Consider the following 23,220-nt stretch of genomic DNA (forward strand, 5'->3'; position numbering starts at 1 on the left):
TCACTTCGATTTCTTCTTGTACATGGCGAGCATGCGCTGGGTGACCAGGAAGCCGCCGAAGATGTTCACGCAGGCAAAGGTCAGCGCGACAAAGCCGAAGCCACGCGCCCAGCCCGAGCCGCTCGAGATCATGCCGACGCCGACCGCGAGCAGCGCGCCGACCACGATCACCGAGGAGATCGCATTCGTCACCGACATCAGCGGCGTGTGCAGCGCCGGCGTCACCGACCACACCACGAAATAGCCGACGAATACGGCGAGCACGAAAATCGACAGCCGGAACACGAAGGGATCGACGGCCTGCGCGAGCTGCTCCATGGTGTCTGCTCCTATTTCGGCTGGAAGTTCGGGTGGATGACGGCGCCGTCTTTGGTCAGCGCGGTGGCCTTGACCAGTTCGTCGTCCCAGTTCACGGCGAGCGCCTTGTTGGCCTTGTCGATCATGGTCTCGATGAACGAGAACAGGTTGCGCGCGTAAAGGCTCGAGGCCGATGCCGCCACGCGGCCGGCGACGTTGGTGTAGCCGACGATCTTGATGCCATCGACCTCGGCAACCTCGCCGGCTCTGGCGCCCTCGACATTGCCGCCGCGCTCGACCGCGAGATCGACCAGGACGGAGCCCGGCCGCATCGACTTGACCATCTCGCCCGACACCAGCTTCGGGGCCGGACGGCCGGGAATCAGCGCGGTCGTGATCACGATGTCCTGCTTCTTGATGTGCTCGGCGGTGAGCGCGGCCTGCTTGGCCTGGTACTCCTTCGACATTTCCTTGGCGTAGCCGCCCGCGGTCTGCGCGTTCTTGAATTCCTCGTCTTCGACCGCGAGAAACTTCGCGCCGAGCGATTCAACCTGCTCCTTCGTCGCCGGGCGCACATCGGTTGCTGTGACGATGGCGCCAAGACGCCGCGCCGTCGCAATCGCCTGAAGGCCCGCGACGCCAACGCCCATCACGAATACTTTGGCCGCCGGCACGGTGCCGGCCGCCGTCATCATCATCGGGAAAGCGCGGCCGAAGGCTTCGGCGCCCTCGATCACGGCGCGGTAACCCGCGAGGTTTGCCTGCGAGGACAATACGTCCATCACCTGCGCGCGGGTGATGCGCGGCATCAGTTCCATCGCAAACGCGGCGACGCCTGCATCCGCCATCGCCTTCAGCGCGGCATCGTTGCCGTAAGGATCCATGATCGCGACGACCAGCGCGCCGCGCCTGTAGCTGGAAAGCTCGGAAGCCTCGGGCCGCTTCACCTTGATGATGATATCGGCATCCTTCAACGCATCGGCGCTGACGGTGGCGCCGGCCGCGGTGAAGTCCGAGTCGAGCAAACCGGACTTGATCCCGGCGCCCGGCTCGATTGCAACCTCGGCGCCCAGCGCCTTGAATTTTTTCACGGTGTCGGGCGAAGCGGCGACCCGTGGCTCGGAGGGATCGATTTCCTTGGCGACGGCGATCTTCATATCCAACTCGCTATTTCAAGTCGTGCGCTGGAGCCGAAGCGTTCGCTTCGACGGCCGTGCACCAAATGCAGGGCGCGCGATATCAAATCAAATACTGACCACCGTTGATCGAGACCGTCGAGCCGGTGATGAAACCGGCGTCGTCGGCGGCAAGGAACACTACAGCGCGGGCAATCTCGCCGGGCTCGCCCAGACGGTTGACCGGAATCAGCGGCAGGATGCTTTTTTCGAGAACGTCCTTCGGCACCGCCTGCACCATCTCGGTGTTGATATAGCCCGGGCAGATCGCATTCACCGTGATGCCGCCCCTAGCGTTCTCTAGCGCGAGCGCCTTGGTGAAGCCGATATCGCCGGCCTTGGCGGCCGAATAATTGACCTGGCCGAACTGGCCCTTCTGACCGTTGATCGAAGAGATGTTGACGATGCGGCCGAACTTGCGGGCGCGCATGCCTTCGATCACCTGGCGCGTCATGTTGAACAGTGAACCGAGATTGGTGTTGATCACGGCACTCCACTGCTCGAGCGTCATCTTGTGGAAGGCGGTATCCCTGGTGATGCCGGCATTGTTGACCAGAACATCCACCGGGCCGAGATGAGCCTCGACCTGCCTGACACCGGTGGCGCAGGCCTCAAATGAAGCGACGTCCCACTTGTAGACGGGGATGCCGGTCTCGGCCTTGAATTGTTCGGCGGCCGCGTCGTTGCCGGCGTAGCTCGCCGCCACCTTGTAGCCGGCGGCCTTCAGTGCCTTGCTGATCGCCGCACCAATGCCGCGCGTACCTCCGGTTACCAATGCAACACGTGTCATGACGAGTTCTCCTCTCAGCAACCGTTCAGTCACGTGCCAGGCACATCGCAATGCCCATGCCGCCGCCGATGCACAGCGTGGTGAGGCCTTTCTTGGCATCGCGCTTTTGCATTTCGTGCAGCAGCGTCACCAGCACGCGTGCGCCGGAAGCGCCGATCGGGTGGCCGATCGCGATCGCGCCGCCATTGACGTTGACCTTGGCGGTATCCCAGCCGAGATCCTTGTTGACGGCGCAGGCTTGCGCGGCGAAGGCTTCGTTGGCCTCGATCAGATCGAGATCGCCGATGCTCCAGCCGGCCTTCTTGAGCGCGGCGCGCGAGGCCGGAATCGGCCCCGTGCCCATGATCTTGGGATCGACGCCGGCGTGCGCCCACGACACGATGCGGGCCAGCGGCTTCTTGCCTTCCTTGTCGGCCCGGCTGGCGGTCATCAGCACGACGGCGGCGGCGCCGTCGTTGATGCCTGAGGCGCTGCCGGCTGTAACCGTGCCGTCCTTCTCGAAGACCGGCTTGAGCTTGGCCATGGCATCGAGCGTGGCACCATGTCGCGGATATTCATCCGTATCGACGACGACGTCGCCCTTGCGGGTCTTGATCGTCACCGGCACGATTTCGTCCTTGAACTTGCCGGCCTTCTGGGCGGCCTCGGCTTTCTGCTGCGAATGGACCGCGAACTCATCCTGCTGCGCGCGGGTAATTTGATATTGCCTCGCCACGTTCTCTGCGGTGTTGCCCATGTGATAGCCGTTGAAGGCGTCCCATAGGCCGTCCTTGATCATGGTGTCGACGAATTCGAGCGAGCCCATCTTGGCGCCGCCGCGCAGGTACTGCGCATGCGGAGCCATGCTCATGGATTCCTGACCGCCGGCCACCACGATTTCCGAATCGCCGTTGAGCAGTGCCTGATAGCCGAGCGCCACCGTACGAAGTCCGCTGCCGCAGAGCTGGTTGACACCCCAGGCCGGGCTTTCGACCGGGATGCCGGCGGCGATCGAGGCTTGACGCGCCGGATTCTGGCCCTGTGCTGCGGTCAGGACCTGGCCCACGATGACTTCGGACACGCGGCCTGGCTCAACGCCGGCACGCTCCAGCGCAGCCTTGATGGCGATCGCGCCGAGATCATGGGCTGGCATGGTGGCAAACGCACCGTTGAAGCTTCCGACCGCAGTGCGGGCGGCGCTGACGATCACGATTTCGTTCGACATGAAGATTTCCTCCGCTGGGTGCTCTGTTCGGTGGTGTCTATCGATCGGTTTGCGTAACCGAATTAGTTCGATTTCTTTTTTACGTATCTACCGGGCGCGGGTTCTATCGGGCTGAACCGAGCGTTTCCTCGTTGTACCGGCGCCGGCATTGTTCCGTTTGAATGACGTCCCATCCACGCAATCCAATCCGGCCACCAGCTTCCGGGTTTCTCTTCGGCACCGTCGAACCAGCCTTGCGGACCAGACTCAAGGTCGTCGCTGAGCCAGTGGCTGCGTTTATTGCGCGCTGGAGGATTTATGACGCCTGCGACGTGCCCGCTGGCAGCCAGGACGAACCGTGTCTCACCACCGATCAAGTCTTTGGAACGAAATGCCGTCTTCCAGGGCACGATGTGATCCTCGCGGGATGCAAGGAGATAGAACGGTACGGTAATCTTGGAGAGGTCTACCGGGACTCCGCACTGCGTGGTCTTGCCTGGATCTTTGATGTTGTTCTCAAGATAGGTGTTGCGCACGTACCAGCAGTACATTGGACCAGGCAGGCTCACGCTGTCGGAATCCCAATACAAAAGATCGAAAGCGTCTGGCGTTGCGCCCTTCAGATAGCTGTCGACGACATAGCGCCAGATTAGATCGTTGGCGCGCAGCGTACTGAACGTAAACGCCAGTTCTCTGCCAGGCATGATGCCGCCATTCCCGATTGTCCCTTCTTGAAATGCGACCGAGCCGGCGTCGATCAGCAGGCCGATTTCGCCTGTGTCGGAAAAGTCCAGCATTGTAGTTAGCAGCGTGACCGTTGCCAGGCTGTCTTGGTGCCGCGCGGCTAGCACGGCCGCGGCGCAGCTCAAAATCGTTCCCCCAATGCAGAACCCAAGCGCATTTGTTCGCTCCGCACCGGTGATGTCGAGCACAACCTCGATCGCTTTGAGCGGGCCCATCTCGAGGTAATCATCCCAGGTAAAATGCCGAGTTTCAAACACGGCGCTTCGCCAGGAAATCAGAAATACCTGATGACCTTGCGCAACCGCATACTCGACCAGCGAGTTTCCCTTTCCGAGGTCAAGCAGGTAATATTTGTTGATACATGGGGGAACGAACAGGAGCGGCGTCTTTTCGACTTCGCTTGTCTGCGGCGCGTACTGAATAAGCTGGATCAGCTCATTTTCGAAAACCACTGTGCCTGGAGTTGTGGCCAGGTTGCGGCCTACCTCGAAGGCCGACTCGTCAGCCCGGGTGATCCGCCCCTTCTGGAGGTCATCGATCAGATTCTTCATGCCGTCCGTCAGACTTGCGGAGCGAGTGTCTATCGCCTTACGGATCACCTCGGGATTAGTCGCGGGGAAATTCGATGGGCTCACCGCGTCGATAAACTGACGCGCATAGAACCGGAGTTGAAGTTTGGTTCTATCGTCAACTTGCGCCGTATTCACGAACTCTTGCAAATACCTAGAGCCGAGCAAATATGTTTGCCTGAGAAGGTCGTAATAGGGTTGCTCTCGCCAAGAAGCGTCCTTGAACCGCCTGTCGCCTTTGGCAAGAGCAACATCCGAATGGTTGCCACCTGAATAGGTTTGGAGGAACATCGTGCTCCAAAGACGCCACAGCCACACCTCGTTAAGATAGTCGCGCTGGAGATCGACGATCAATCTGAAGGGAGAGTAGAAACTTCCGGATGAAGTTGACTCCTCACTTCGTACTCCCGCAGCCGTTGCGAGAGCATCGTCAAGCTGCTTCACAACGTATTGTCCGGCCCGCATCAGGCCTTCGAGATGCCCCGTGGCAGTAACAGATTGTGGGATGCTGTTCATGACGTGCACTCCGGCCTTATTTCTTATCGGCACGTAAAAATTGGCGATCGTTCCTCCGCCTAGCTTATGAATTTGGTGTAACGAAGCGAAGCGATTTGATCTGAATGGCGTATCTGTTGCGGCGATAAGACTTGGAGTTAAAGCTCTCCAACCGCCAATCCGCGGTTGAATCGATCCCGCCGGGCTCTCCCAACGCAGTCAACAGCACCCGAGAACGCCGAGTAAACCGCCCGCCGATCTCCAGAGAAGATATGGCTATCTCGATAAAGCGTTTGATGGCGGTGTCAGTCGTTGTCTAGCCTGACCCACATCGATCGCAAACAAAATATGCGACGCAGACAAGCTAATGCAGGGGAGGTGAGTTTGCCAAAAACCACTGACGTTGTTCGGCTGCGTGTTACCGCCCACAGATTGGGAGTTCGCCGATTCCGGTTGGCGCTCCTGATGATCGTCTCATATTTGGCGATGATGACCTTTTTGATTTACAGCGCCCGGCACGCGCCACAAAGCTCCGCTGTTGCAACTGACTTCGGCGCGGCCGTGATTGCGGTGGCGAGCTGCATGGCCTTCAGCGTAATTCTGACTGGCTTTTTCGTGTTGGTAAGAAATAGGGATTGAGTCATGCGCATCCCACGGGACTCCATACTGTTCCTTCTCGCAACCGTGTCCACTTTCGGTGCCGGTGGGGCGGCGTACTCTGCGCAGTCCGATTCCCACATTCGTCAGGCTGATTTTTCCACCATCATGTTTTTTGTAGTGTTTGCGGCGCTTACGCTGCTGATCTGCGTTTGGGCAGGCAGGCGTGCAACTAGTTCGTCCGAATATCTTACGGCGGGAAGTTCGATTTCAGCGGGCCAAAATGGCTTGGCTATCGCGGGCGATTATATGTCCGCTGGCGCATTCCTTGGACTGTCTGGGGCAATCTATGTCTCCGGTTTGGACGGAATGTTCCTTGCCGCAAGCTATCTGGCCAGTTGGCCCATCGTCTTGTTTCTTGTTGCAGAACCGCTGCGGCGTCTAGGGAAGTACTCGTTTGCGGACGTGTTAGCTCATAAATTGCGAGAGCGGCCGATCCGCATCCTGGCAGGTGCGTCCACCATCGTCATCGTCAGTTTCTACCTTGTCGCGCAAATGGTCGGTGCGGGAGAGCTTATTTCGTTGCTGTTCGCAATCGGTTACGGGCCAGCGATCATCATGGTCGGTCTGCTTATGATCGTGTTTTCGACGCTCGGTGGCATGCGCGCGGCTACATGGGTTCAGATCATCAAGGCTGTTCTGATGATCTGCGGAAGCGCGATGATCACGGCATTGGCGCTAAACAGATTTGGATTCAGCGCATCTGACCTGTTGAAGACGGCGGAGGCCAATCATCCAAACGGTAACGGGATCATGAATATCCACGGCTTCTCTCAAGACGGGATTGCGACCTTGTCCCTTGGCGTCGGAATCCTGTTTGGTACTTCCGGGCTGCCTCATATCCTGATGCGCTTCTTCACTGTTCATGACGAGCGGGCAGCGCGTGTATCGGTGTTCTACGCGACGTGCCTTATCGCGCTGTTCTTTACGATGCTATTTTTTATCGGATATGGCAGTATCGCAATCCTCCGCGGCGATGCCACCTACGCGAACGCCAGCGGCGCACTATTTGGCGGAAATAATTTGGCTCCCATCCACTTGGCGAGGGCCGTCGGTGGAAGTGTCTTGGCTGGCTTCATCTCTGCGGTTGCGTTCGCGACGATCCTGGCCGTTGTCTCTGGACTGATCATAGCAGGTGCCTCCTCGGCAGCTAACGATCTTGTCGTCGGTCTGTCCGGTCGGCATCTCGATGAGCGCACGCGACTGCGGATATCGCGTATCTCTGCTTTGGCATTGGGAGTACTCGGGATCGTGTTTGGGTTGGCATGTGAGGGGCAGAATGTCGCCTACCTTCTTGCGCTTGCAACAGCGATTGCAGCCAGCGCCAACTTTCCATTGTTGCTGTTGGCAATTTACTGGGACGGTTTGACGACGCGCGGTGCGGTGGTTGGCGGCACCTTCGGCCTCATTTCGTCGGTTGCTTTGACGGTCATAGGGCCGACCATCTGGTCAAAGGTACTCGGTCTTGGTCCTGCGATCTTTCCGTATGACTCCCCGGCACTCTTCACAGTGCCCCTCACGCTATTCGTCTGCTGGGTGGTATCGATCGCCAAGGCTGAACCCGAGAAGGACTGGCAGCTTACGCAACCTTCCGTCGCTCAATACGTAGAATAGTAAAACGCTTGATCCGTGCGGTACATCAGCGCTTTCCTCTGGAAGGCATTAACACTTATCTCGGACCTCCGAAGGATGAACCAAAGGGGTGCCAAACGGGCCGGTTTGTAAATGCGGCTTCGATTGCAAATCGGTTGCCCCAGGTGCCGATCGAAAATTGTTTTTGCGATAGGCTACTATAGCGAGGCTCTCAAGCCTGCACAGGCTGTACCCAAGCTTGCTGGCCATCTCAAAATGTTGGAGCTGGCGATGACGGGAATAGGGGCTATCCACGGCGGTTTCGTACGGTCGTGAACCTATCGCCACCGCAATGCAGTTCGTGGGACAGATGACATAGCAGCCAGAATGTTAGGAATGCTCGCGTGAATGACAGTTCCGGTGCCAGCTTGGAAAGCCTAGATTAGCGGCATGAGTCATTCCGGGCGAACGGGTCTCCCGTTCGCCTCGGTACGGGGCGAAGTGATGAAAGACGACGTTAGCTCACCATGGCATGAAGGGGAACTTACGATACAACGCAGTGTCGGCGTTGCCGAGCAGATGGATGCTCGGGGCCGAATACGGTTGCGCAAATTCCTTCTCGAACAGCACCGTGAATTCTTTCCTCTCTTGCCGTTCGTCGTGTTGGGCGCGGTCGATCCCGATGGTGAGGTCTGGGCGACGCTGCGAGCTGGTCCCCCAGGCTTCCTCACCTCGCCCGATCCGAAGATCCTTTCATTTCGTCTTAAGCGCGATGTGGACGATCCTGCGGATATCGGCACGAACGACGGCGACTCCGTCGGCGTTTTGGGCATTGATCTCTCGACACGCCGCCGTAATCGGCTCAACGGCATAATCCGGCGTTCTGATGCAGAAAGTTTTTCGCTTGAAGTTATTCAAAGCTTTGGAAATTGTCCGCGGTACATTCAACGCCGTAATCCAATACTCATCCGCGATATAGACGCACGGGGGAAGTTTCCACCTCAAATATTGTCCTCGCTTATTAACGGCCGCGCTCGCGAGATTATCACGCAGGCCGACACCTTCTTTGTTGCTTCCTATATCGACGCCAAGGACGGGTCCCGACAGGTAGATGTATCGCACCGCGGCGGCAAACCGGGATTCGTGAGACTTGACGAAGACGGTACGTTCACCATCCCGGATTTTAACGGCAACCTCTTTTTCAATACGCTGGGGAATTTTCTGATCAATCCAAAGGCAGGACTTCTGTTCGTCGATTTTCTAACCGGTGATGAGCTGCAGCTCACGGGAGAAGCGAAAGTCCTTCTCGGTTCGCCAGAGATCACCGCATTTCAGGGCGCGGAGCGGATATGGCAATTCAGAGCTCGACAGGTGATCTACCGACCAGACGGCCTGCCGCTACGCTGGTCACTCGAAGGTGGCGGAGCCTCACCCAATTCACTTATGACGGGTGATTGGCATGAGGCTAAAAAGCGACTCCGTGCCAGTGAATTGCCCAACAGCTGGCGTGTGTTTCGCGTCGCTCATATCAAGGATGAAACGGCTCTTGTTCGTTCTCTGGAACTGGAGCCGACCGACGGGGGTGGTCTGCTACGCCACCTAGCCGGCCAACATATTCCGATCCGCATTCAGCTCGCGGGCAGTGAAGTCCCGTTGGTCCGGACCTACACGCTCTCAGTACCCCCGTCCGAGAACAAATACCGTATCAGTGTCAAGCGGGACGGTATCGTTTCGAGGTACCTTCATCAGCTGAATGTCGACGACACAATTGAGGTACGCGCTCCCGCTGGTGGCTTTACGATTGACGCGACGCAGGATCGCCCCGCGGTCCTGCTCGCCGCGGGTATCGGCATTACGCCGATGCTCGCAATGGTCCGTCACCTCGTGGATGAGAACGCAAGGACACAGCACGTCCGACAGGCATGGCTCTTCCAATCGGCGCGCCGAAAAGACGAATTGGCCTTCAGCGGAGAGATCGCAGGCACTATCGGTGTATCAAAGGGTTACGCAAAATATATCAGCGTCCTAAGTGATCCCGACGCGGTCGCCGGAAAGGACGCCGATCACGTCGGGCGCATCGACCTAGCTCTGCTGAAGCGCGTGCTGCCGTTCGACGATTACGATTTTTATTTGTGCGGCCCGTCGTCCTTTATGCAGGAGACCTACGACGGACTGCGTCGGCTAAAGATAGCCGATGAGCGCATCCATGCCGAAGCGTTTGGACCGAGCTCGCTGCGACGAAGTACGGACAAGCCGACGTCGCGTTCTATTGAGGTTCCTGCGACCGACCCGACGCGCGTTATTTTTGGTGAGTCTGGCAAGGAAGCACGCTGGCACCCTGGCACTGGAACGCTTCTGGAGCTCGCTGAGGACCGTGGGCTATCGCCATCCTACGGCTGCCGGAGCGGAAACTGCGGGACCTGCAGCGTTAAAATATTGAAGGGGACTGTCGCTTACCTGATGGAGCCATCGTTTCCTGTGCCGGTAGGAGAAGCGTTGATTTGCTGCTCTATTCCTGGCCAAACGCCGGGCGAAGATCCTTCGCTGCACTTGGCCGTGTAGAAGCGCCAGGTATTTATCGTGGCGCCCAGGAAACACCCGCGTTAGCCAACATTCTCCTGCGGGATCGCAACGCGTTACTGCTCGCGATAATGGAAAATGCAGCACGCTACAGAGCACCACACGTCCGCTGTGCCGTAACGGCATTGAGTGCACTAAAGTCCTGGTGTTGTTGTCGGTGGAGATTGTCACGGAGACGGGCCATCTCGAATGGAAGCCTTCATCCGGGCCTTGAGGTTGAGGAGGCATAGGCGGCATGGGCTAGCGACGATTGGTGCAGATACCCCTATCAAAACCGATTATGCCTTCGATCCGTTGCCGCGCTCCGGACGATCGCCTAGGTTGGTTTGAGGTCAAAATTGAAGCGGTAGGTAAGTGGATCGAGTCGACGCCATGAAGGTCTTCATCGCGGCCCTCGACGAGGGTGGCTTGAGGAAGGCCGGGCGCAAGTTGGGGCGGTCTCCTGCTGCGATAAGCCGAGCGCTTGCGTTTCTTGAGGCTCATGTTGGCGTTACCCTCCTTCACCGCACGACGCGTTCGTTCAAATTGAGCGAAGCGGGCGAACGGTACGCGGTCGTATGCCGCCGCGTCATTTCAGATCTCGAAGAAGCTGACCTTGTTGCAGCGGGCGAACGGTCGGCTCCCCGCGGCACGCTGACCATAACGGCTCCAGTTGCGGCAGGCGAAGACGTCTTGCGTCCGGTTTTGGACGCCTTCATGGACGCCTATCCGACCGTTTCGGTTAGATTGCTTCTGCTGGACAGGCCGGTTAGCCTGATCGATGAAGGCGTCGATCTTGCCCTGCGAGTTGCCCATTTGACGGATTCCACACACGTGGCAATCCGGTTGGGCGAGGTTCGGCGTGTCGTAGCGGCATCGCCTCGCTACTTGTCGACGCATCCGAAAATCGAAGAGCCCGCTGATCTTGCAAAACACAAGATCATTGCGATGGCTCACTTCGGAATCGATTCCTGGAGCTTTTCGCCGGTGAGGGGATCATCGATCCCTCGCTCGGTTCAATTCTCGCCCCGCTTGGTGGTCAACAGTGTTCGTGGTGCCGTTGCCTCAGCCGTCGAAGGACGCGGCATCACCCGACTTTTTTCTTATCATATTGCGGAGCAAGTTTCGCAAGCCACGCTGCAAATCCTTCTCGCGCACGACGAGCCCGCCGCGGTGCCCGTGCACCTCATTTCCCCGCAAGGCCGGCTGGCCGTTCCGAAGGCCCGGGCATTCGTGGATTTCGCCGTGCCTCGCCTCAAGGCGCATTTTTCTCGCCTTGCCAACAATTCCGCGGGGCAGCAACGCGGCTTTCAACTGTGTCGCGAAAAAGTGCCTTCCGACTAGCGACGAGCAGCCGTTGTCGGGCCCGATGTTGTTGTCGTTCAAGGTACGGAAGCGGGAGGCCTGGCCAAACGGCACCCGCCAACGTTGCCGCTCATGCTGCCGGTCGTGAACGCTCGGAGCAACGCGTCCCCGGACGTCATCGACGTTGCTGCGGGCGGTATAGCAGATGGGCGCGTTCTTACTGCAGCTCACATGCTGGACGCCCAGGAGGTTCTGATCGACGGTCGCTTTTGGGCGACACAGGAGCCCCATCCATCCCAACGCAAAGGCCAGGGTGGTGGCCGCTTCGGGCGACGGGAACGACTTCGATATCTGTCCTGGAGATATGGGTATTTTTTCTAGAGATACCTTGTCATGGCCGATCCTGCCCACCGCTCTAAATTCGAAGGAGAGTTGGATTCAGACTTGAAAAGCGGGCCGCTGCGGTCACATGATAATCGTTCGTTCAAGCGCGTTAATGCCGAACCCCTCACTTTTGAAGATAGGACCCGTTATGGACGCAACCGATCTGAAGGTCTTTGAGGCAGTTGCCCGGCACGGCAGCATGAATCGAGCGGCAGCTGAGCTAAACACTGTGCAATCCAACGTTACTGCGCGAGTGAGGGCGTTGGAGCTTGAGCTTGGGATCCTTCTATTCCAGCGGCATGCACGCGGCGTAAAGGTCACTCCGGCCGGGCGCCGTATGCTTCCCTTTTCGGCACGCATATCCAAACTGCTTAACGACGCCAAGTCGGCTGCCAGGGATGACGGCATTCCCAGCGGTGTGCTGGAAGTCGGTACGCTGGAAACGACTGCGGCGCTTCGGCTCCCGTCCGTGCTCGCAAGCTTTACGAAGGCCTACCCAAAGGTGCGCCCTGTGGTCACGACGGGAACGACCTGCAGTCTCATCGAGGACGTTGTTGAATGCAGACTAGAGGGCGCGTTTGTTGCGGGGCCGGTTGACCATCCAGATTTGCAACAGGAAGGCCTCTTTCGCGAGGAGCTTGTCCTGGTGACGCCTCGCTCAATTCGAGGCATTGAAGATCTTTCCTCGATCAACGAATTGAAAACCATTGTTTTCCGCGTTGGTTGCTCATACCGAGCAAAGCTGGAAAGCCTGCTGAGCAACGTTGGAATACTCGTTGCACAGCCTCTGGAATTCGGTTCGATCGAAGCGATTCTGGGCTGTGTGGCCGCGGGAGTCGGGATCACGTTGTTGCCCAAGGGGGTAGTCGTCCAGGCTTGGCGAGACGGTCAGGTTGCCGTGCATGAACTGGAACCCGAGTTTGCTGAAGTGGAGACTGTGTTCATTCGGCGCACAGACGGCTACGTGTCCAGTGCGCTTTCGGCCTTCCTCCAGATTGTACGACCAGCTACCGGATTGCATGTAGCCGTCGCCGAACGGCCTTATTCAGCGAAGGTGGTACCTATGCCGCAGGGTTAGCCCTCTCCTCCGAGCGAGTTCTCCACACCGCTCGCTGACCAGGGCGCTGTCATGCGAAAAAAATACGGGTCGAATACGGAAAATTAGCGCGGCAAGCTTGGATCTGGACGAGGGGGCCGACGAAAGCAAGGCGTAATTCCCCTGAGCTTCAAGATCTGCGCTGGAGCCGGAATTGGGAGCCATCGTCAAACCCGCAGGCTGGCATTGATTTTGTTTTCAGTAGATGCGAACCGATGTCCTTTCGGTGGTTACAGATGTCTTGGGATGCTGATCCGGTTCGCAAGCCTGCTTGAATGGCAGCGATAATTGATCACCAATTCGCCCGAGTTGATGGATTCTGCTTCTGAGTGACGATACGTCGCTCGATGTTGTCAGGTAATGTCGTTGCCATAATCAGACGGCTTTCAAAGTAAGCCGAGCAATCTGCGCCACAGATTGCCTTCTCGAATCTATTCGTTTGATGATCGCAATTGATGCGGGCACGATCCTTGACGCGACAAAAGCCAGATTGATCGCGCTGGAATTTGGCCGGGGAAACGCACATGCTAATGAAGAATTCGACATCCCCTTCTACGGTAAATGCCATCGCCGGCTTTGCTGACCGAGCTGTTTCGGCATCCCTGAAGCCCGACGCGCGCAAGCTCTACAAGCGAAACATTCTGGATAGCTTGGGATGCGCGATCTCTGCACTTCCCGGAGCGCCGTTTGTGGCACTACGCGACCAGTTTGCGGAGTATCGGTCCGGCGGATCGTGCACGCTGATCGGCGGCGGTAAGACGGCTCCGGATCAGGCGGCGTTGTTCAACTCCGGGCTGGTCAGATATGTCGACCTGCTTGATAGCTACATGTCGCCCGGCGGGTTATGTCATCCCAGTGACAATTTCGGTGCCATCCTGGCTGCTGCGGAACACGCGAATGCGTCTGGCGAGAACTTCATGCTTGCCCTCGCGGTGGCCTATGAGATCCAGTGCCGGTTCACCGCCGTGGTGCCGGTCATGGCAAAGGGTTTCAACCATGCCATTCAGCTTGCGATCTCCGCGGCCGCGGGCGCAGGGAAACTGTTCGGTCTGACCGGCGAGCAGATAGCGCATGCTATCTCGATCGCGACTGTTGACAACATTTCCCTCACCTGCGTCCACGTTGAACCAGTATCGCAGTGGAAGGGGTTTTCTCCCGGAATGACGGGCATGCGTGCGGTTTATTCCGCGTCGCTCGCCAAGCGTGGTTTCACCGGTCCGTCCGGACTTTTTGAGGGGCCAAGCGGTTTGCTGCGGATGTTTGACCAAAAGATCGATGTTGACTGGTCAGACGACTCTCTTGAGATAATCAAGAGTACGATCATGAAGAAGTTCTGTTCGCTCATTCACGGTCAACCGGTTCTGGAAGTCGTGCTCAAGCTGAAGCGCGAAAATGGCTTGACGGCAGATGACGTTGAGAGCGTCCGCTGCGACATCTTCCAATCGGGTTTCGATATCGCGGGTGGAGGTGCGTTCGGTCCAAAAGATAGGCCGCAGACGAAGGAACAAGCGGATTACAATCTGAAGTACCTGATTGCAGCAGCGCTTCTGGACGACGAGGTTGGACCGGCCCAACTTGAGCAGGCGCGTGTCCAGGCTGCCGACGCCCAGGCCCTGCTGAACAGGGTAGAGATTCGTCCGGACGACGCCTTCACCGCAAGATATCCGCACGAACTGAGCACGCGTATCACCATCAAGACCAAAGGCGGTCGCTCTTACGATCGTGAACAGGTGGGATATGAAGGCGGTCTCGGTAATCCATTGTCATGGGAGCGTGCAGTCGAGAAGTTCAATTGGCTCAGCGAGCCCTTCGCAGACGCTGAGCTCCGCCAAAACATCGTCGACGCAGTGGTGAAGATCGACGAACGGCCTATCGCCGATTTGATGGGTCTCCTTGGGAGAGTTAATTCCAAGGCTGTCTATCAGGCATCCCATGCGGGGATTCAATGATCGCTCATGTCAACTCTGGAGGATTCCGATGTCAATGATTTCTTGCGACATGCGGTACGGCCGCTCGGACGAGCAGAAGCGCGCTCTTTCAGCAGGCTTGATGCGCGTCATCGGTGAAGCAACTGGCGAACCGCCCGACAATATCTTTTTTGTCATCAGGGAAGGGCGCGGCATCAACTTCGTGGAGCACGGGCAACATTTACCCGAATTCGTCGAAGGCAACGCCAACGACAAAGAGCTGATCGCTCGTTTGAAATGAGAAAGCGGAGGTATCTATGCCCTATATTGAGTGTCATATTGCCGCCGGCCTCACGAAGGCTCGCAAGACGCAATTGATCCGCGATATCGTTCAAGTCACGCACGAGTCCATCGGGTCCGATCCGAAGATCATCAATGTTCTTCTGTTTGAGCATCCGGCCGACAACATGAGCATTTCCGGTCGAATTCACGGTGAAGAGGCTCCGAGTCAGGCTGTTAAAAAAGCACGAGCTTGAGCCCTGTGCAGTTGTGGGTGCTCAGGATCGGCCAGACCGCCCGAATGCGATCCGCTGCACATGATGTCGGGTTATCGAGCGATGCACGGTGCGAGCGGCGTCGCTCGATTTGGCTACGACATGCTCATCCGCCCGCATTCGTTGAAGAGTGTTGAAAGATCAAGATGAGCAATGGTCTAAGCGCACCAGGGCAGCGAATTCGCTCCTTGACGACTCGTGGCATAATGGTCCCGCTGAAGTTTACGCTGGGAACGAGTGCGGCGGTCATTAAGGCTGTACCGCTGCTGCTTGTTGATTTGCTCAACGAAGACGGTGTAACCGGCAGGGCCTATGCGTTTTGCTACAGGCCTTCAGGTGCGGTTGCCATATCATCGCATCTATCGGAAGCGATCGATCTGTTGAAGGGCAAGCGTGTCACGCCCTTTGACGCGACACAGATGGTTTCACGTCAGTTTTCTCTGCTTGGGGTGACTGGCACCGTCCGGATGGCGCTCTCCCTGATGGATATGGCGATGTGGGACGCGACGGCACAGACGCAAGGCGTTCCGCTTTCCTCGTTACTCGGATCCCGCCCGAAGCCGCTTTTGGCTTATGACAGCCGCGGCCTTGGGCTGATGGATCCGAACCGCCTTGCGGAAGAAACCAAAGCTCTGCTGGAGGGCGGACTTAGGGCCGTTAAGCTCCGATTGGGATATCCGTCTCTTTCCGAGGACCTAGCTGCTTTGAACGCTGTTCTTATGAGCATTCCCAGCGACGATATTGAGATCATGGTGGATTACAATCAGGCGCTGACAAGCGCGGAGGCGATTCGTCGTGGAAGAGAACTGGAGAAGGCGGGAATCTATTGGCTCGAAGAGCCGATTGGTCACGAGGATTATGAGGCGAGCGCCGCGGTGGCCCGCGAATTGAAAATTCCGCTGCAGATCGGCGAGAACTTCAATGGTCCGGAAGGCTTGCTCCGCGCTATTTGCGTGCAGGCGAGCGATTACGTGATGCCCGATGTGGCCAGGATAGGTGGCGTAAGCGGTTGGCTGCAGGCCGCCGGCGTAGCCGCTGCCCACGGCATCGAAATGTCATCGCATCTGATGCCTGAAATCAGCGCCCACCTGCTTTGCGCGACGCCCACCGCCCATTGGCTTGAGTACGTTGATTGGGCAGATGCGGTTATCGAGGAGCCGCTGAAAATTCGTGACGGAATGGTTCTTACGTCAGAAAGGGTTGGCAGCGGGATATCATGGGACGAAGCCAAGCTAAAGCGGCTTGCCACGATCTGAGTTCGCCCAAAGAGGATCACTACGCCATCGCTTCCGAAATGCGTGAGTTCCTTGGAGCTGTATCCAGTCGGGTGCGTGGTAGAAAGTAAGGATATGGTCGACGCGATCCTATTTCTGGGAAACACCACCTTTGAAGAAGGCGAATTCTGTGCGTCGACCAATGGCCAACCGGTCATCGTCAGAATGGAGCGATGACCTGGGCCACTACTCTTTCAGTCAACCAACGATCAGGGGCAAAGCCAGCAGGAGACGTACAACGCGCCGGTCGTCAACATTGAGATCACGCGGGAGGGGGACACTTCCGCGGTATACGCACGTGACGCGAACTCGACGTCGAGAATTGGGACGGCGAGGTCTTCCCGTCGAAGGAGTACCGAAAGCGAATGGCTGCCTCGGCCCATGTCACCGATACCAAAATCGTGGGCGTCGCGAAAGAGTCAGCACGGGGCCTATACCGCTTCCCATGACGGCTATCGTTCTCGCCGGCTCAAGTTTGGCATTCCTGAAAGGCAGCCCATGGCGCATTGGCCTGATGACCGTATCCAGAGGCTTTTCAACATCAAGCTCCCGATCATTCAGGCGCCGATGGCCGGATCCAGCACGACGGAGATGGCTATCGCGGTTGCTCTTGCAGGTGGACTCGGATCCTTACCGTCTGCGCAGATGACGCCGGCTCAGCTTACGGAAGCGTTGCTCAAATTCAGGACGGCTACTACCGCTTCCGTCAACGTGAACTTCTTCTGCCATGCTCCGGCAGTAAATGATCCGCTTGTCGATCGACAATGGCGCAAGCAATTGGAACCCTACTACGTCGAGTTCGGTATCGATCGCGAGGTACAGCTGGCTTCCGCAAATCGTGCCCCATTCGATGACGCATATTACGCGGTCGTCGAGGCCCTCCGGCCCGAGGTGGTCAGCTTCCATTTCGGGCTACCCAGCTACCTGTTGCTTGATCGGGTGAAGAGCACCGGCGCGAAGATCATCTCATCCGCAACGACGGTGAGAGAGGCCGTCTGGCTGGAGGAGCATGGATGCGATGCCGTGATCGCGATGGGGAGTGAAGCAGGTGGTCACCGCGGAAACTTCCTTACCCATGACATGGCCGCGCAAGTTGGAACGATGTCGCTGTTGCCCCAGGTGGTCGATGCCGTCAAAGTGCCTGTCATTGCGGCTGGAGGAATTGCGGATGGCCGCGGGATAGTCGCAGCATTCTCCCTTGGTGCAGCTGCCGTTCAAATCGGAACGGCTTACCTTTTCTCGCCGGAAGCGAAGGTCTCGAAGATCCACCGGGAAGCGCTGGAAAATATCTGGGACGACGGGACCGCCGTGACCAACGTTTTCACGGGCCGGCCTGCGCGCGGAGTCCTGAACCGACTCATTCGCGAGATCGGTCCGCTGTCGCCTTTGGCGCCTGCCTTTCCGTTCGCGGCAGGAGGTCTCGCTCCTTTGCGCGCGAAGGCAGAAGCCGCGGGCTCGGGAGATTTTACGAACCTCTGGTCAGGACAGTCGGCCCGACTGTCGCCCCGCTTGCCGTCGGGCCAACTTACCGAGAACCTTGCGGCAGATGCCCTCTCGCATTTTAGCCGGCTCGCCGCGAGCACGCAGTGACCACGAATATGGATTCTTTACGAGACCGACGATGATCGCCAGGGCCCATGGCGGCAACGCCGAGAGCGCTCCTTCCAGGAGAAGAGGTCCAACGAGACGCATCGGAGTACTAGGCATGATTACCGTCTGAGTTTGCCAGCAGAGCCTAGGTAGCGAGATTCCAGCGATCGTTTTGGCCGATACCCGCTCTCTGAAAGATTCGTCAGCTACAACAAAACGTGGTTTGGCCACCAAGCGATATAAGTGCCAATTTGCTTCACGTTCCGCTTGTTCATTCGATGGCGGCGTAATGTAATGATCAGATCGGGGAAACGTTATGGATAGAAGGAATCTTTTGAAGACGGTTACGTTGGCGGGATCGGCTCTTGCAGTGCCGGCCCTTGTCGCGCCGGCGTCGGCGGATGACAAGAACGCAACCGCACCGTGGATCCAAAAGTTCGCGGCGACCTTGAGCGCGCACGACCTCACGGCATTCGCGGCGCTGTTCTCGGAGAATTACGTCAACCATCAGGTGAGCGCGGCCTCGCCGCCGCCGCCACAGGGCAAGTCGCCGAAGCAGGGGACAGTGGCAGTTTTTACTGCACGGCTGGCTGGAATACCGGACCTCAAGGTGGAGATCGAGGCCACGGTCGCGTCAGGCAATATTGCGGCTGCAAGCTTCGTCTACAGCGGTACCCATAACGGCCCGCTCGCGGGAGTTGCGCCTACCGGTCGCGCGCTCCGATTCACTTCCTGCGATATTTTCAGGGTTCAAGACGGCTTGATTGTCGAGCATTGGGGCATGGGCGATCTCGCCGGGGTGGCGGCGCAGTTGAAGGCCTGACGGCGGGCTGTTCAAGCCTTCGCCTCTGCGTGACAACAGTAAAATCTCCTCGGGAGACTCCCGGCTAAAGCGGGCTACGTCAACCGAGGGGATTGTCGTGGTGCTATATCCAGCATCGCTGGATTCCAGAAACCCAGCATTAAGCGCCGCCGGGACACTAGATCTCGAGTCCGACGGCGTAAACGTTTTTTGGCTTCGGTTGGACTAGGTGGTGTCGTCAGCCGTTGCCACACCCAAAACCTATCCCGAGTTCTTCCAGCTCCAAGGGTTAGGCTTCGACAGGCTATAGCTCTCCCGTGAGGAATCGAGCGGCGCCAGAGCTCAAACGACCAATCCTCGTCCGTGTTCGCTACGAGCGTGATGACAAGGCCGCCCCTGGTGCGATCCGGCATACGGCCTCCAGCTTCTCCACCAGCATTTCACAAAGCGTCGGCTTCATGGAGCGACTGCGCGACCTCAAACCGGAACTTGACGAGTTCGCGGTGGACGGGGGCGCACCCCAAGGGCGAAGAGGAAGTTTAAGTAGGATTTGGTTTGAGGGCTCTCACACTATTCTCAATAGGTCGATACGTACTCAAGTTCCAAGCCTACCAAGGAGCCGACAAAATGATCTGGCGACTAGCGCTAGCGTGGCTTCACAAATCGTAGCGCGTATTGGTCAGTCTGGCTCCTTATCTTCTTGTCGAAGACAGGCAAAGTATGGTCGTCGCTCGGCCGCCGCAGGAAGGTGCCTTCGGCAGCAAGCTCAAACCCGGCCGCTGTTACCTCGCGGATCACCTGTGTTTTCTCAATGCGATGCAGTCGAGCAATCCCAGCGAGATCAGTTTCAGCGGGTGCTTCGTGGTCGAGTATGAAGTATGTGCCGCCCGGCTTTAGGCTTGCGAAAACCGCACGATTAAAGGCGGCGGTGTCGACCTGGCCGTATTGAGCGATTTTGAGGTCATGATAGTTCTGGGTTATCCAGACTATGTCGAGAGGCTCGGGAAACAGGACCGTCCCGAAGGGTAGTGCCTCCAAACTGACGTTGGTCAGGCGCCCCTCGGCAAGCGCACCCTCGAGCGCGCCTGTCCACGCTACATTCTCGATCGCGTAGACGTGGCCACTCGCGCCGATCACCGCACTCAACATTCGGGTAAAATAGCCGCCGCCAGGAAAGAACTCTCCGACGATCATGCCCGGCTTCACACCGGCAAAGGCTATTGTTTCTGCCGGCTTGCGACTCAAATCGATTTTCACATCGGCGGGCGGTCGCGCCGTGTCAGCGAGGGCCGCCGCCACATAACCGGGGACTGAACTATCAGCTGCGAGGATACCTCCGACCGTGGCCCACCCAGCGGCTGCAAGAGCGCCCAACAACATCAGCCGGAACATAACAACCCCCATTTTTTACCAACTTGATCCTAACGGGCCAACTCCGTCGGCAATCATTTCGTCGAGTGGCGCCCGAAGGCGCTGCGCGCTTTGCCCGCGCGCTCCGCCCAGTGAAGGGATTACTCGAGCTAGCTAACACTGTACATACTAGTTGGTACATTACAAGCTGGAACCTCCTGTAGCGCGGGTTATCTCCCATCGCTACCCAGCAGCGCCAACCTGGCGGCCGCCTTTCAACACCCACCTCCTGTTCGCTCGGTTGAAGTAAGTGCGCCCGCCGTTTTTGAAATCCGACGTCCTGGATTTAAAACTCTGCTCCGAATCAGCTGACATATCGTGATGAATCACGGCCCTTACTATTTGGGTATCGCCCAATTGACGACGCGCCCTAGATTTCGGGGCCCGACCGCGTAATTTTTTGGCGATCGGTTAGACTAGTGCCCTAGGGGCGTCGTCGGCCGCTGCTATACCCAGGATCTATCCCGAGTCCCGCCAGGTCCGAGCGTTCGGCTTCCACGGGCTAGAGCTCTCCCGTGAGGAATTGAGCGCGTCCGAGTCCAAACGACCAATCCTCGTCCGTGTTCGTTACGAACGTGACGACAACGTCGCTTGGTGCAATCCCGCATACGTCCTCCAACTTCTGCACCAGCATTTTATAAAACGCCTGCTTCATGGAGTGACTGTGAGGGCGGGTCGTTACTTGAAGGACCAGCATGTTCGGGGTCCGCCTGATCCCTAACCGGTATCCTCGATGACTTCTGGATGGCACATGCTCCCTGACGATTTGATAACGGTCGCGCTCGGGCACGCCTAATGATTTGACCAGAACCTCTTGGGTGACGTCCAGTATCATATTGATTTGATTTCCGAACGCCCTTGAACCAAATCGAAGCACAAAAGCGGCATCATCGTTCTCCGTGCCACCTAGGACGTCGCCCATTGTATCCGCCGGGCCGGGGCGAGACGGACGCCGCAAAGTCGATTTTTCCTAAACCGACGGTTCATCGCTGCCTTCAACGAACCGTGCCCGCTGCCGGGATCGCAGCGGGCCAGTCGTTGCGATCAAGACATGTTGGGCATTACGAATTCGGCACCAGCTCGAATGCCGGTTGGCCAGCGGCTCGTGATCGTTTTCAACCGGGTATAGAAGCGAACACCCTCCGGGCCATGCATGTAGTGGTCGCCGAAGATCGACGCTTTCCACCCACCGAAGGAATGAAACGCCATCGGCACCGGGATCGGAATGTTGATTCCGACCATACCAATCTTGATTTGGTGCGCAAATTCTCGGGCCGCATCGCCATCGCGCGTGAAGATCGATGTGCCGTTGCCGAACTCGTGCTCGTTGATCATCCGTGCGGCGGTGTTGTAGTCGGGGGCACGGGCAACAGCCAGGACTGGCCCAAAGATTTCTTCCTTGTAGATCTTCATGTTCGGCGTGACGTGATCAAACAGTGACCCGCCGATGAAGTAGCCGTCCTGGTAACCTTGCATCTTGAAGCCACGGCCGTCGATCAGCAATTTTGCACCCTCTGCGACACCCGCGTCGATGTAGCCCCGTACCTTGTCCAAATGCTGCTTCGTGACGAGCGGGCCCATTTCCGCCTCTGGATCGGTGCCAGGTCCGATTTTCAGGTTGCGAATCTTCGGCTCCAACGCGGAGATCAGCCTGTTTGCGGTGGTTTCGCCCACCGGGACCGCGACGGAAATCGCCATGCACCGTTCGCCGGCCGAACCAAAAGCGGCGCCCATCAGAGCGTCGGTCGCCTGGTCGATGTCGGCATCGGGCATGATGATCATATGGTTCTTGGCACCGCCAAGTGCCTGACAGCGCTTTCCTGTCGTCGCGGCCGTTTCATAGATGTACCGCGCGATCGGGGTCGATCCCACGAAGCTGATTGCCGAGATGTCGGGATGATGTAGTAGCGCATCGACGGTTTCCTTGTCGCCGTGGACCACGCTGAATACGCCATCGGGAAGGCCCGCTTCCTTGAGCCACTCCGCGTAGATCAGTGATGCCGATGGGTCTCGTTCGGACGGTTTCAGGATAAAGGCGTTTCCACAGGCCAGCGCCACGGGAAACATCCACATCGGCACCATCGCAGGAAAATTGAAGGGAGTAATGCCGGCGACCACGCCAAGAGGATGACGTGAAGAGTAGCTATCGACACGAGTTCCGACGTTGTCGGTGAACTCACCCTTCAACAGCTGCGGAGCCGCGGTCGCGAATTCCACGACCTCCATGCCCCGCTGAATTTCACCGACTGCGTCCGAGTGGACCTTTCCATGCTCGGCAACGATGACGTCCGCGAGTTCGTTGATACGCTCCTCGAGAATTCGGAGGAAGCGGTTCAGAATCCTCGCTCGCCGTAACGGCGTAGTCGCCGCCCACTTTGGCGCAGCCTTTGTTGCCGCGGCGACAGCATCCGCGACGTCCGCAGCGTTCGCGATCGGCACTAATCCCGTCTGCTCACCTGTCGCGGGATTAAAGACAGAAGACGTTCGCCCGTTGCGGCCAGAGACTTGCTTGCCATTGATGTAGTGCTTGACTTGAGTGACCACGACTACCTCCCTGTTTCCATCGACCTCACATAAAGTGCTTAAGCTTGCAGATAAACGGCTAATACGGCGGACCGGTTGTGCATAAATTGAAGTCAGCCGAACTGGCGGCCTGTCATCTTGGAAGCGGCAAGGGCACACGTGCCAGATTCTCGGCACCGACATTCAGTGTGAATTACGCACCGCGGCTGCTGACGTTGGCGCAGCACTGGTTCCTAAAAGCGCGGCCGCTCAATGGCACTTGGCATAGCTTCCTCACCTGTTCTTTCGGTTTGGCTTTTTAGAACTCCCCTTGCACGTTGAAGCATCCCACTGC

At 57.9% G+C, this 23,220-nt stretch carries 20 protein-coding genes; 12 read left to right on the forward strand and 8 right to left on the reverse strand.

Features of this window, described 5'->3' with window-relative positions; genetic code table 11:
- From BUA38_RS29000 to BUA38_RS29020, 5 genes are all read right to left on the reverse strand, one after another.
- Nucleotides 1-318, reverse strand: a complete 318-nt coding sequence (locus BUA38_RS29000; protein ID WP_072817439.1) for a proton-translocating transhydrogenase family protein — start codon at nt 316-318, stop codon at nt 1-3.
- Between the two features lie 11 nt (nt 319-329).
- The gene (locus BUA38_RS29005; RefSeq protein WP_072823385.1) at nt 330-1,454 is read right to left on the reverse strand and encodes a Re/Si-specific NAD(P)(+) transhydrogenase subunit alpha; all 1,125 of its coding nucleotides are present in this window, start codon (nt 1,452-1,454) and stop codon (nt 330-332) included.
- Between the two features lie 82 nt (nt 1,455-1,536).
- A complete protein-coding gene (gene phbB / locus BUA38_RS29010; RefSeq protein ID WP_072823387.1) occupies nt 1,537-2,262 on the reverse strand; it encodes an acetoacetyl-CoA reductase in 726 nt (241 codons plus the stop codon).
- A 25-nt stretch (nt 2,263-2,287) separates the two neighbouring features.
- Entirely contained in the window at nt 2,288-3,466 is a 1,179-nt protein-coding gene (locus BUA38_RS29015; RefSeq protein ID WP_072823389.1) for an acetyl-CoA C-acetyltransferase, read from the reverse strand.
- Nucleotides 3,467-3,528: 62 nt separating this feature from the next.
- Nucleotides 3,529-5,274, reverse strand: coding sequence for a PHA/PHB synthase family protein (locus BUA38_RS29020; RefSeq protein WP_072826512.1), 1,746 nt, complete (start codon nt 5,272-5,274; stop codon nt 3,529-3,531).
- A gap of 291 nt (nt 5,275-5,565) precedes the next feature.
- Here BUA38_RS29020 and BUA38_RS37220 point away from each other — a divergent pair, with 291 nt between their 5' ends.
- The 12 genes from BUA38_RS37220 to BUA38_RS29075 all read left to right on the forward strand — a co-directional run bounded on the left by BUA38_RS37220 (nt 5,566) and on the right by BUA38_RS29075 (nt 18,974).
- Nucleotides 5,566-5,892 (forward strand): hypothetical protein, encoded by a 327-nt coding sequence (locus tag BUA38_RS37220; RefSeq protein ID WP_156898792.1) that lies wholly within the window; start codon nt 5,566-5,568, stop codon nt 5,890-5,892.
- Between the two features lie 3 nt (nt 5,893-5,895).
- Entirely contained in the window at nt 5,896-7,524 is a 1,629-nt protein-coding gene (locus BUA38_RS29025; RefSeq protein ID WP_083587818.1) for a sodium:solute symporter family transporter, read from the forward strand.
- 462 nt (nt 7,525-7,986) lie between these two features.
- Nucleotides 7,987-10,044 (forward strand): pyridoxamine 5'-phosphate oxidase family protein, encoded by a 2,058-nt coding sequence (locus BUA38_RS29030; protein WP_072826514.1) that lies wholly within the window; start codon nt 7,987-7,989, stop codon nt 10,042-10,044.
- Between the two features lie 372 nt (nt 10,045-10,416).
- Nucleotides 10,417-11,385 (forward strand): LysR family transcriptional regulator, encoded by a 969-nt coding sequence (locus BUA38_RS29035; RefSeq protein ID WP_072823390.1) that lies wholly within the window; start codon nt 10,417-10,419, stop codon nt 11,383-11,385.
- 60 nt (nt 11,386-11,445) lie between these two features.
- On the forward strand, nt 11,446-11,727 hold the full coding sequence (locus BUA38_RS38865) for a hypothetical protein (protein ID WP_425304991.1): 282 nt from the start codon (nt 11,446-11,448) through the stop codon (nt 11,725-11,727).
- Between the two features lie 151 nt (nt 11,728-11,878).
- Nucleotides 11,879-12,808, forward strand: a complete 930-nt coding sequence (locus tag BUA38_RS29045; RefSeq protein WP_072826515.1) for a LysR family transcriptional regulator — start codon at nt 11,879-11,881, stop codon at nt 12,806-12,808.
- Nucleotides 12,809-13,350: 542 nt separating this feature from the next.
- The gene (locus BUA38_RS29050; protein ID WP_197685881.1) at nt 13,351-14,775 is read left to right on the forward strand and encodes an MmgE/PrpD family protein; all 1,425 of its coding nucleotides are present in this window, start codon (nt 13,351-13,353) and stop codon (nt 14,773-14,775) included.
- A gap of 28 nt (nt 14,776-14,803) precedes the next feature.
- Nucleotides 14,804-15,034, forward strand: a complete 231-nt coding sequence (locus tag BUA38_RS29055; protein WP_072823394.1) for a tautomerase family protein — start codon at nt 14,804-14,806, stop codon at nt 15,032-15,034.
- Nucleotides 15,035-15,050: 16 nt separating this feature from the next.
- Nucleotides 15,051-15,269 (forward strand): tautomerase family protein, encoded by a 219-nt coding sequence (locus BUA38_RS29060; RefSeq protein WP_072823396.1) that lies wholly within the window; start codon nt 15,051-15,053, stop codon nt 15,267-15,269.
- 224 nt (nt 15,270-15,493) lie between these two features.
- Complete coding sequence (locus BUA38_RS29065; RefSeq protein WP_083587819.1) at nt 15,494-16,543, forward strand: enolase C-terminal domain-like protein; 1,050 nt, start codon at nt 15,494-15,496, stop codon at nt 16,541-16,543.
- A gap of 516 nt (nt 16,544-17,059) precedes the next feature.
- The gene (locus BUA38_RS29070) at nt 17,060-18,151 is read left to right on the forward strand and encodes an NAD(P)H-dependent flavin oxidoreductase (protein ID WP_072823399.1); all 1,092 of its coding nucleotides are present in this window, start codon (nt 17,060-17,062) and stop codon (nt 18,149-18,151) included.
- Between the two features lie 316 nt (nt 18,152-18,467).
- A complete protein-coding gene (locus BUA38_RS29075) occupies nt 18,468-18,974 on the forward strand; it encodes an ester cyclase (RefSeq protein WP_083587820.1) in 507 nt (168 codons plus the stop codon).
- A gap of 624 nt (nt 18,975-19,598) precedes the next feature.
- On the opposite strand, the gene BUA38_RS29080 is transcribed toward BUA38_RS29075, so the two are convergent.
- The 3 genes from BUA38_RS29080 to BUA38_RS29090 form a co-directional block, all read right to left on the reverse strand.
- Nucleotides 19,599-20,345 carry a class I SAM-dependent methyltransferase gene (locus BUA38_RS29080; protein ID WP_072826517.1) on the reverse strand — a complete coding sequence of 249 codons (747 nt, stop codon included), beginning with the start codon at nt 20,343-20,345 and terminating at the stop codon, nt 19,599-19,601.
- 520 nt (nt 20,346-20,865) lie between these two features.
- Nucleotides 20,866-21,285 carry a tautomerase family protein gene (locus tag BUA38_RS29085; protein WP_244553091.1) on the reverse strand — a complete coding sequence of 140 codons (420 nt, stop codon included), beginning with the start codon at nt 21,283-21,285 and terminating at the stop codon, nt 20,866-20,868.
- A 122-nt stretch (nt 21,286-21,407) separates the two neighbouring features.
- Nucleotides 21,408-23,069 carry a CoA-acylating methylmalonate-semialdehyde dehydrogenase gene (locus tag BUA38_RS29090; RefSeq protein WP_172806111.1) on the reverse strand — a complete coding sequence of 554 codons (1,662 nt, stop codon included), beginning with the start codon at nt 23,067-23,069 and terminating at the stop codon, nt 21,408-21,410.
- Between the last annotated feature and the right edge of the window lie 151 nt (nt 23,070-23,220).

The sequence above is a fragment of the Bradyrhizobium erythrophlei genome, assembly GCF_900142985.1.
Classification (GTDB): domain Bacteria; phylum Pseudomonadota; class Alphaproteobacteria; order Rhizobiales; family Xanthobacteraceae; genus Bradyrhizobium; species Bradyrhizobium erythrophlei_B.

Bases quoted from the DNA above. Each gene is read 5' to 3' on its own strand.
- BUA38_RS29000 (WP_072817439.1), bottom strand. From the start codon at position 318: ATGGAGCAGCTCGCGCAGGCCGTCGATCCCTTCGTGTTCCGGCTGTCG.
- BUA38_RS29005 (WP_072823385.1), bottom strand. From the start codon at position 1,454: ATGAAGATCGCCGTCGCCAAGGAAATCGATCCCTCCGAGCCACGGGTC.
- phbB (WP_072823387.1), bottom strand. From the start codon at position 2,262: ATGACACGTGTTGCATTGGTAACCGGAGGTACGCGCGGCATTGGTGCG.
- BUA38_RS29015 (WP_072823389.1), bottom strand. From the start codon at position 3,466: ATGTCGAACGAAATCGTGATCGTCAGCGCCGCCCGCACTGCGGTCGGA.
- BUA38_RS29020 (WP_072826512.1), bottom strand. From the start codon at position 5,274: ATGAACAGCATCCCACAATCTGTTACTGCCACGGGGCATCTCGAAGGC.
- BUA38_RS29025 (WP_083587818.1), top strand. From the start codon at position 5,896: ATGCGCATCCCACGGGACTCCATACTGTTCCTTCTCGCAACCGTGTCC.
- BUA38_RS29030 (WP_072826514.1), top strand. From the start codon at position 7,987: ATGAAAGACGACGTTAGCTCACCATGGCATGAAGGGGAACTTACGATA.
- BUA38_RS29045 (WP_072826515.1), top strand. From the start codon at position 11,879: ATGGACGCAACCGATCTGAAGGTCTTTGAGGCAGTTGCCCGGCACGGC.
- BUA38_RS29050 (WP_197685881.1), top strand. From the start codon at position 13,351: ATGCTAATGAAGAATTCGACATCCCCTTCTACGGTAAATGCCATCGCC.
- BUA38_RS29055 (WP_072823394.1), top strand. From the start codon at position 14,804: ATGTCAATGATTTCTTGCGACATGCGGTACGGCCGCTCGGACGAGCAG.
- BUA38_RS29060 (WP_072823396.1), top strand. From the start codon at position 15,051: ATGCCCTATATTGAGTGTCATATTGCCGCCGGCCTCACGAAGGCTCGC.
- BUA38_RS29065 (WP_083587819.1), top strand. From the start codon at position 15,494: ATGGTCCCGCTGAAGTTTACGCTGGGAACGAGTGCGGCGGTCATTAAG.
- BUA38_RS29070 (WP_072823399.1), top strand. From the start codon at position 17,060: ATGGCGCATTGGCCTGATGACCGTATCCAGAGGCTTTTCAACATCAAG.
- BUA38_RS29075 (WP_083587820.1), top strand. From the start codon at position 18,468: ATGGATAGAAGGAATCTTTTGAAGACGGTTACGTTGGCGGGATCGGCT.
- BUA38_RS29080 (WP_072826517.1), bottom strand. From the start codon at position 20,345: ATGTTCCGGCTGATGTTGTTGGGCGCTCTTGCAGCCGCTGGGTGGGCC.
- BUA38_RS29085 (WP_244553091.1), bottom strand. From the start codon at position 21,285: ATGGGCGACGTCCTAGGTGGCACGGAGAACGATGATGCCGCTTTTGTG.
- BUA38_RS29090 (WP_172806111.1), bottom strand. From the start codon at position 23,069: ATGTCGGTGCCGAGAATCTGGCACGTGTGCCCTTGCCGCTTCCAAGAT.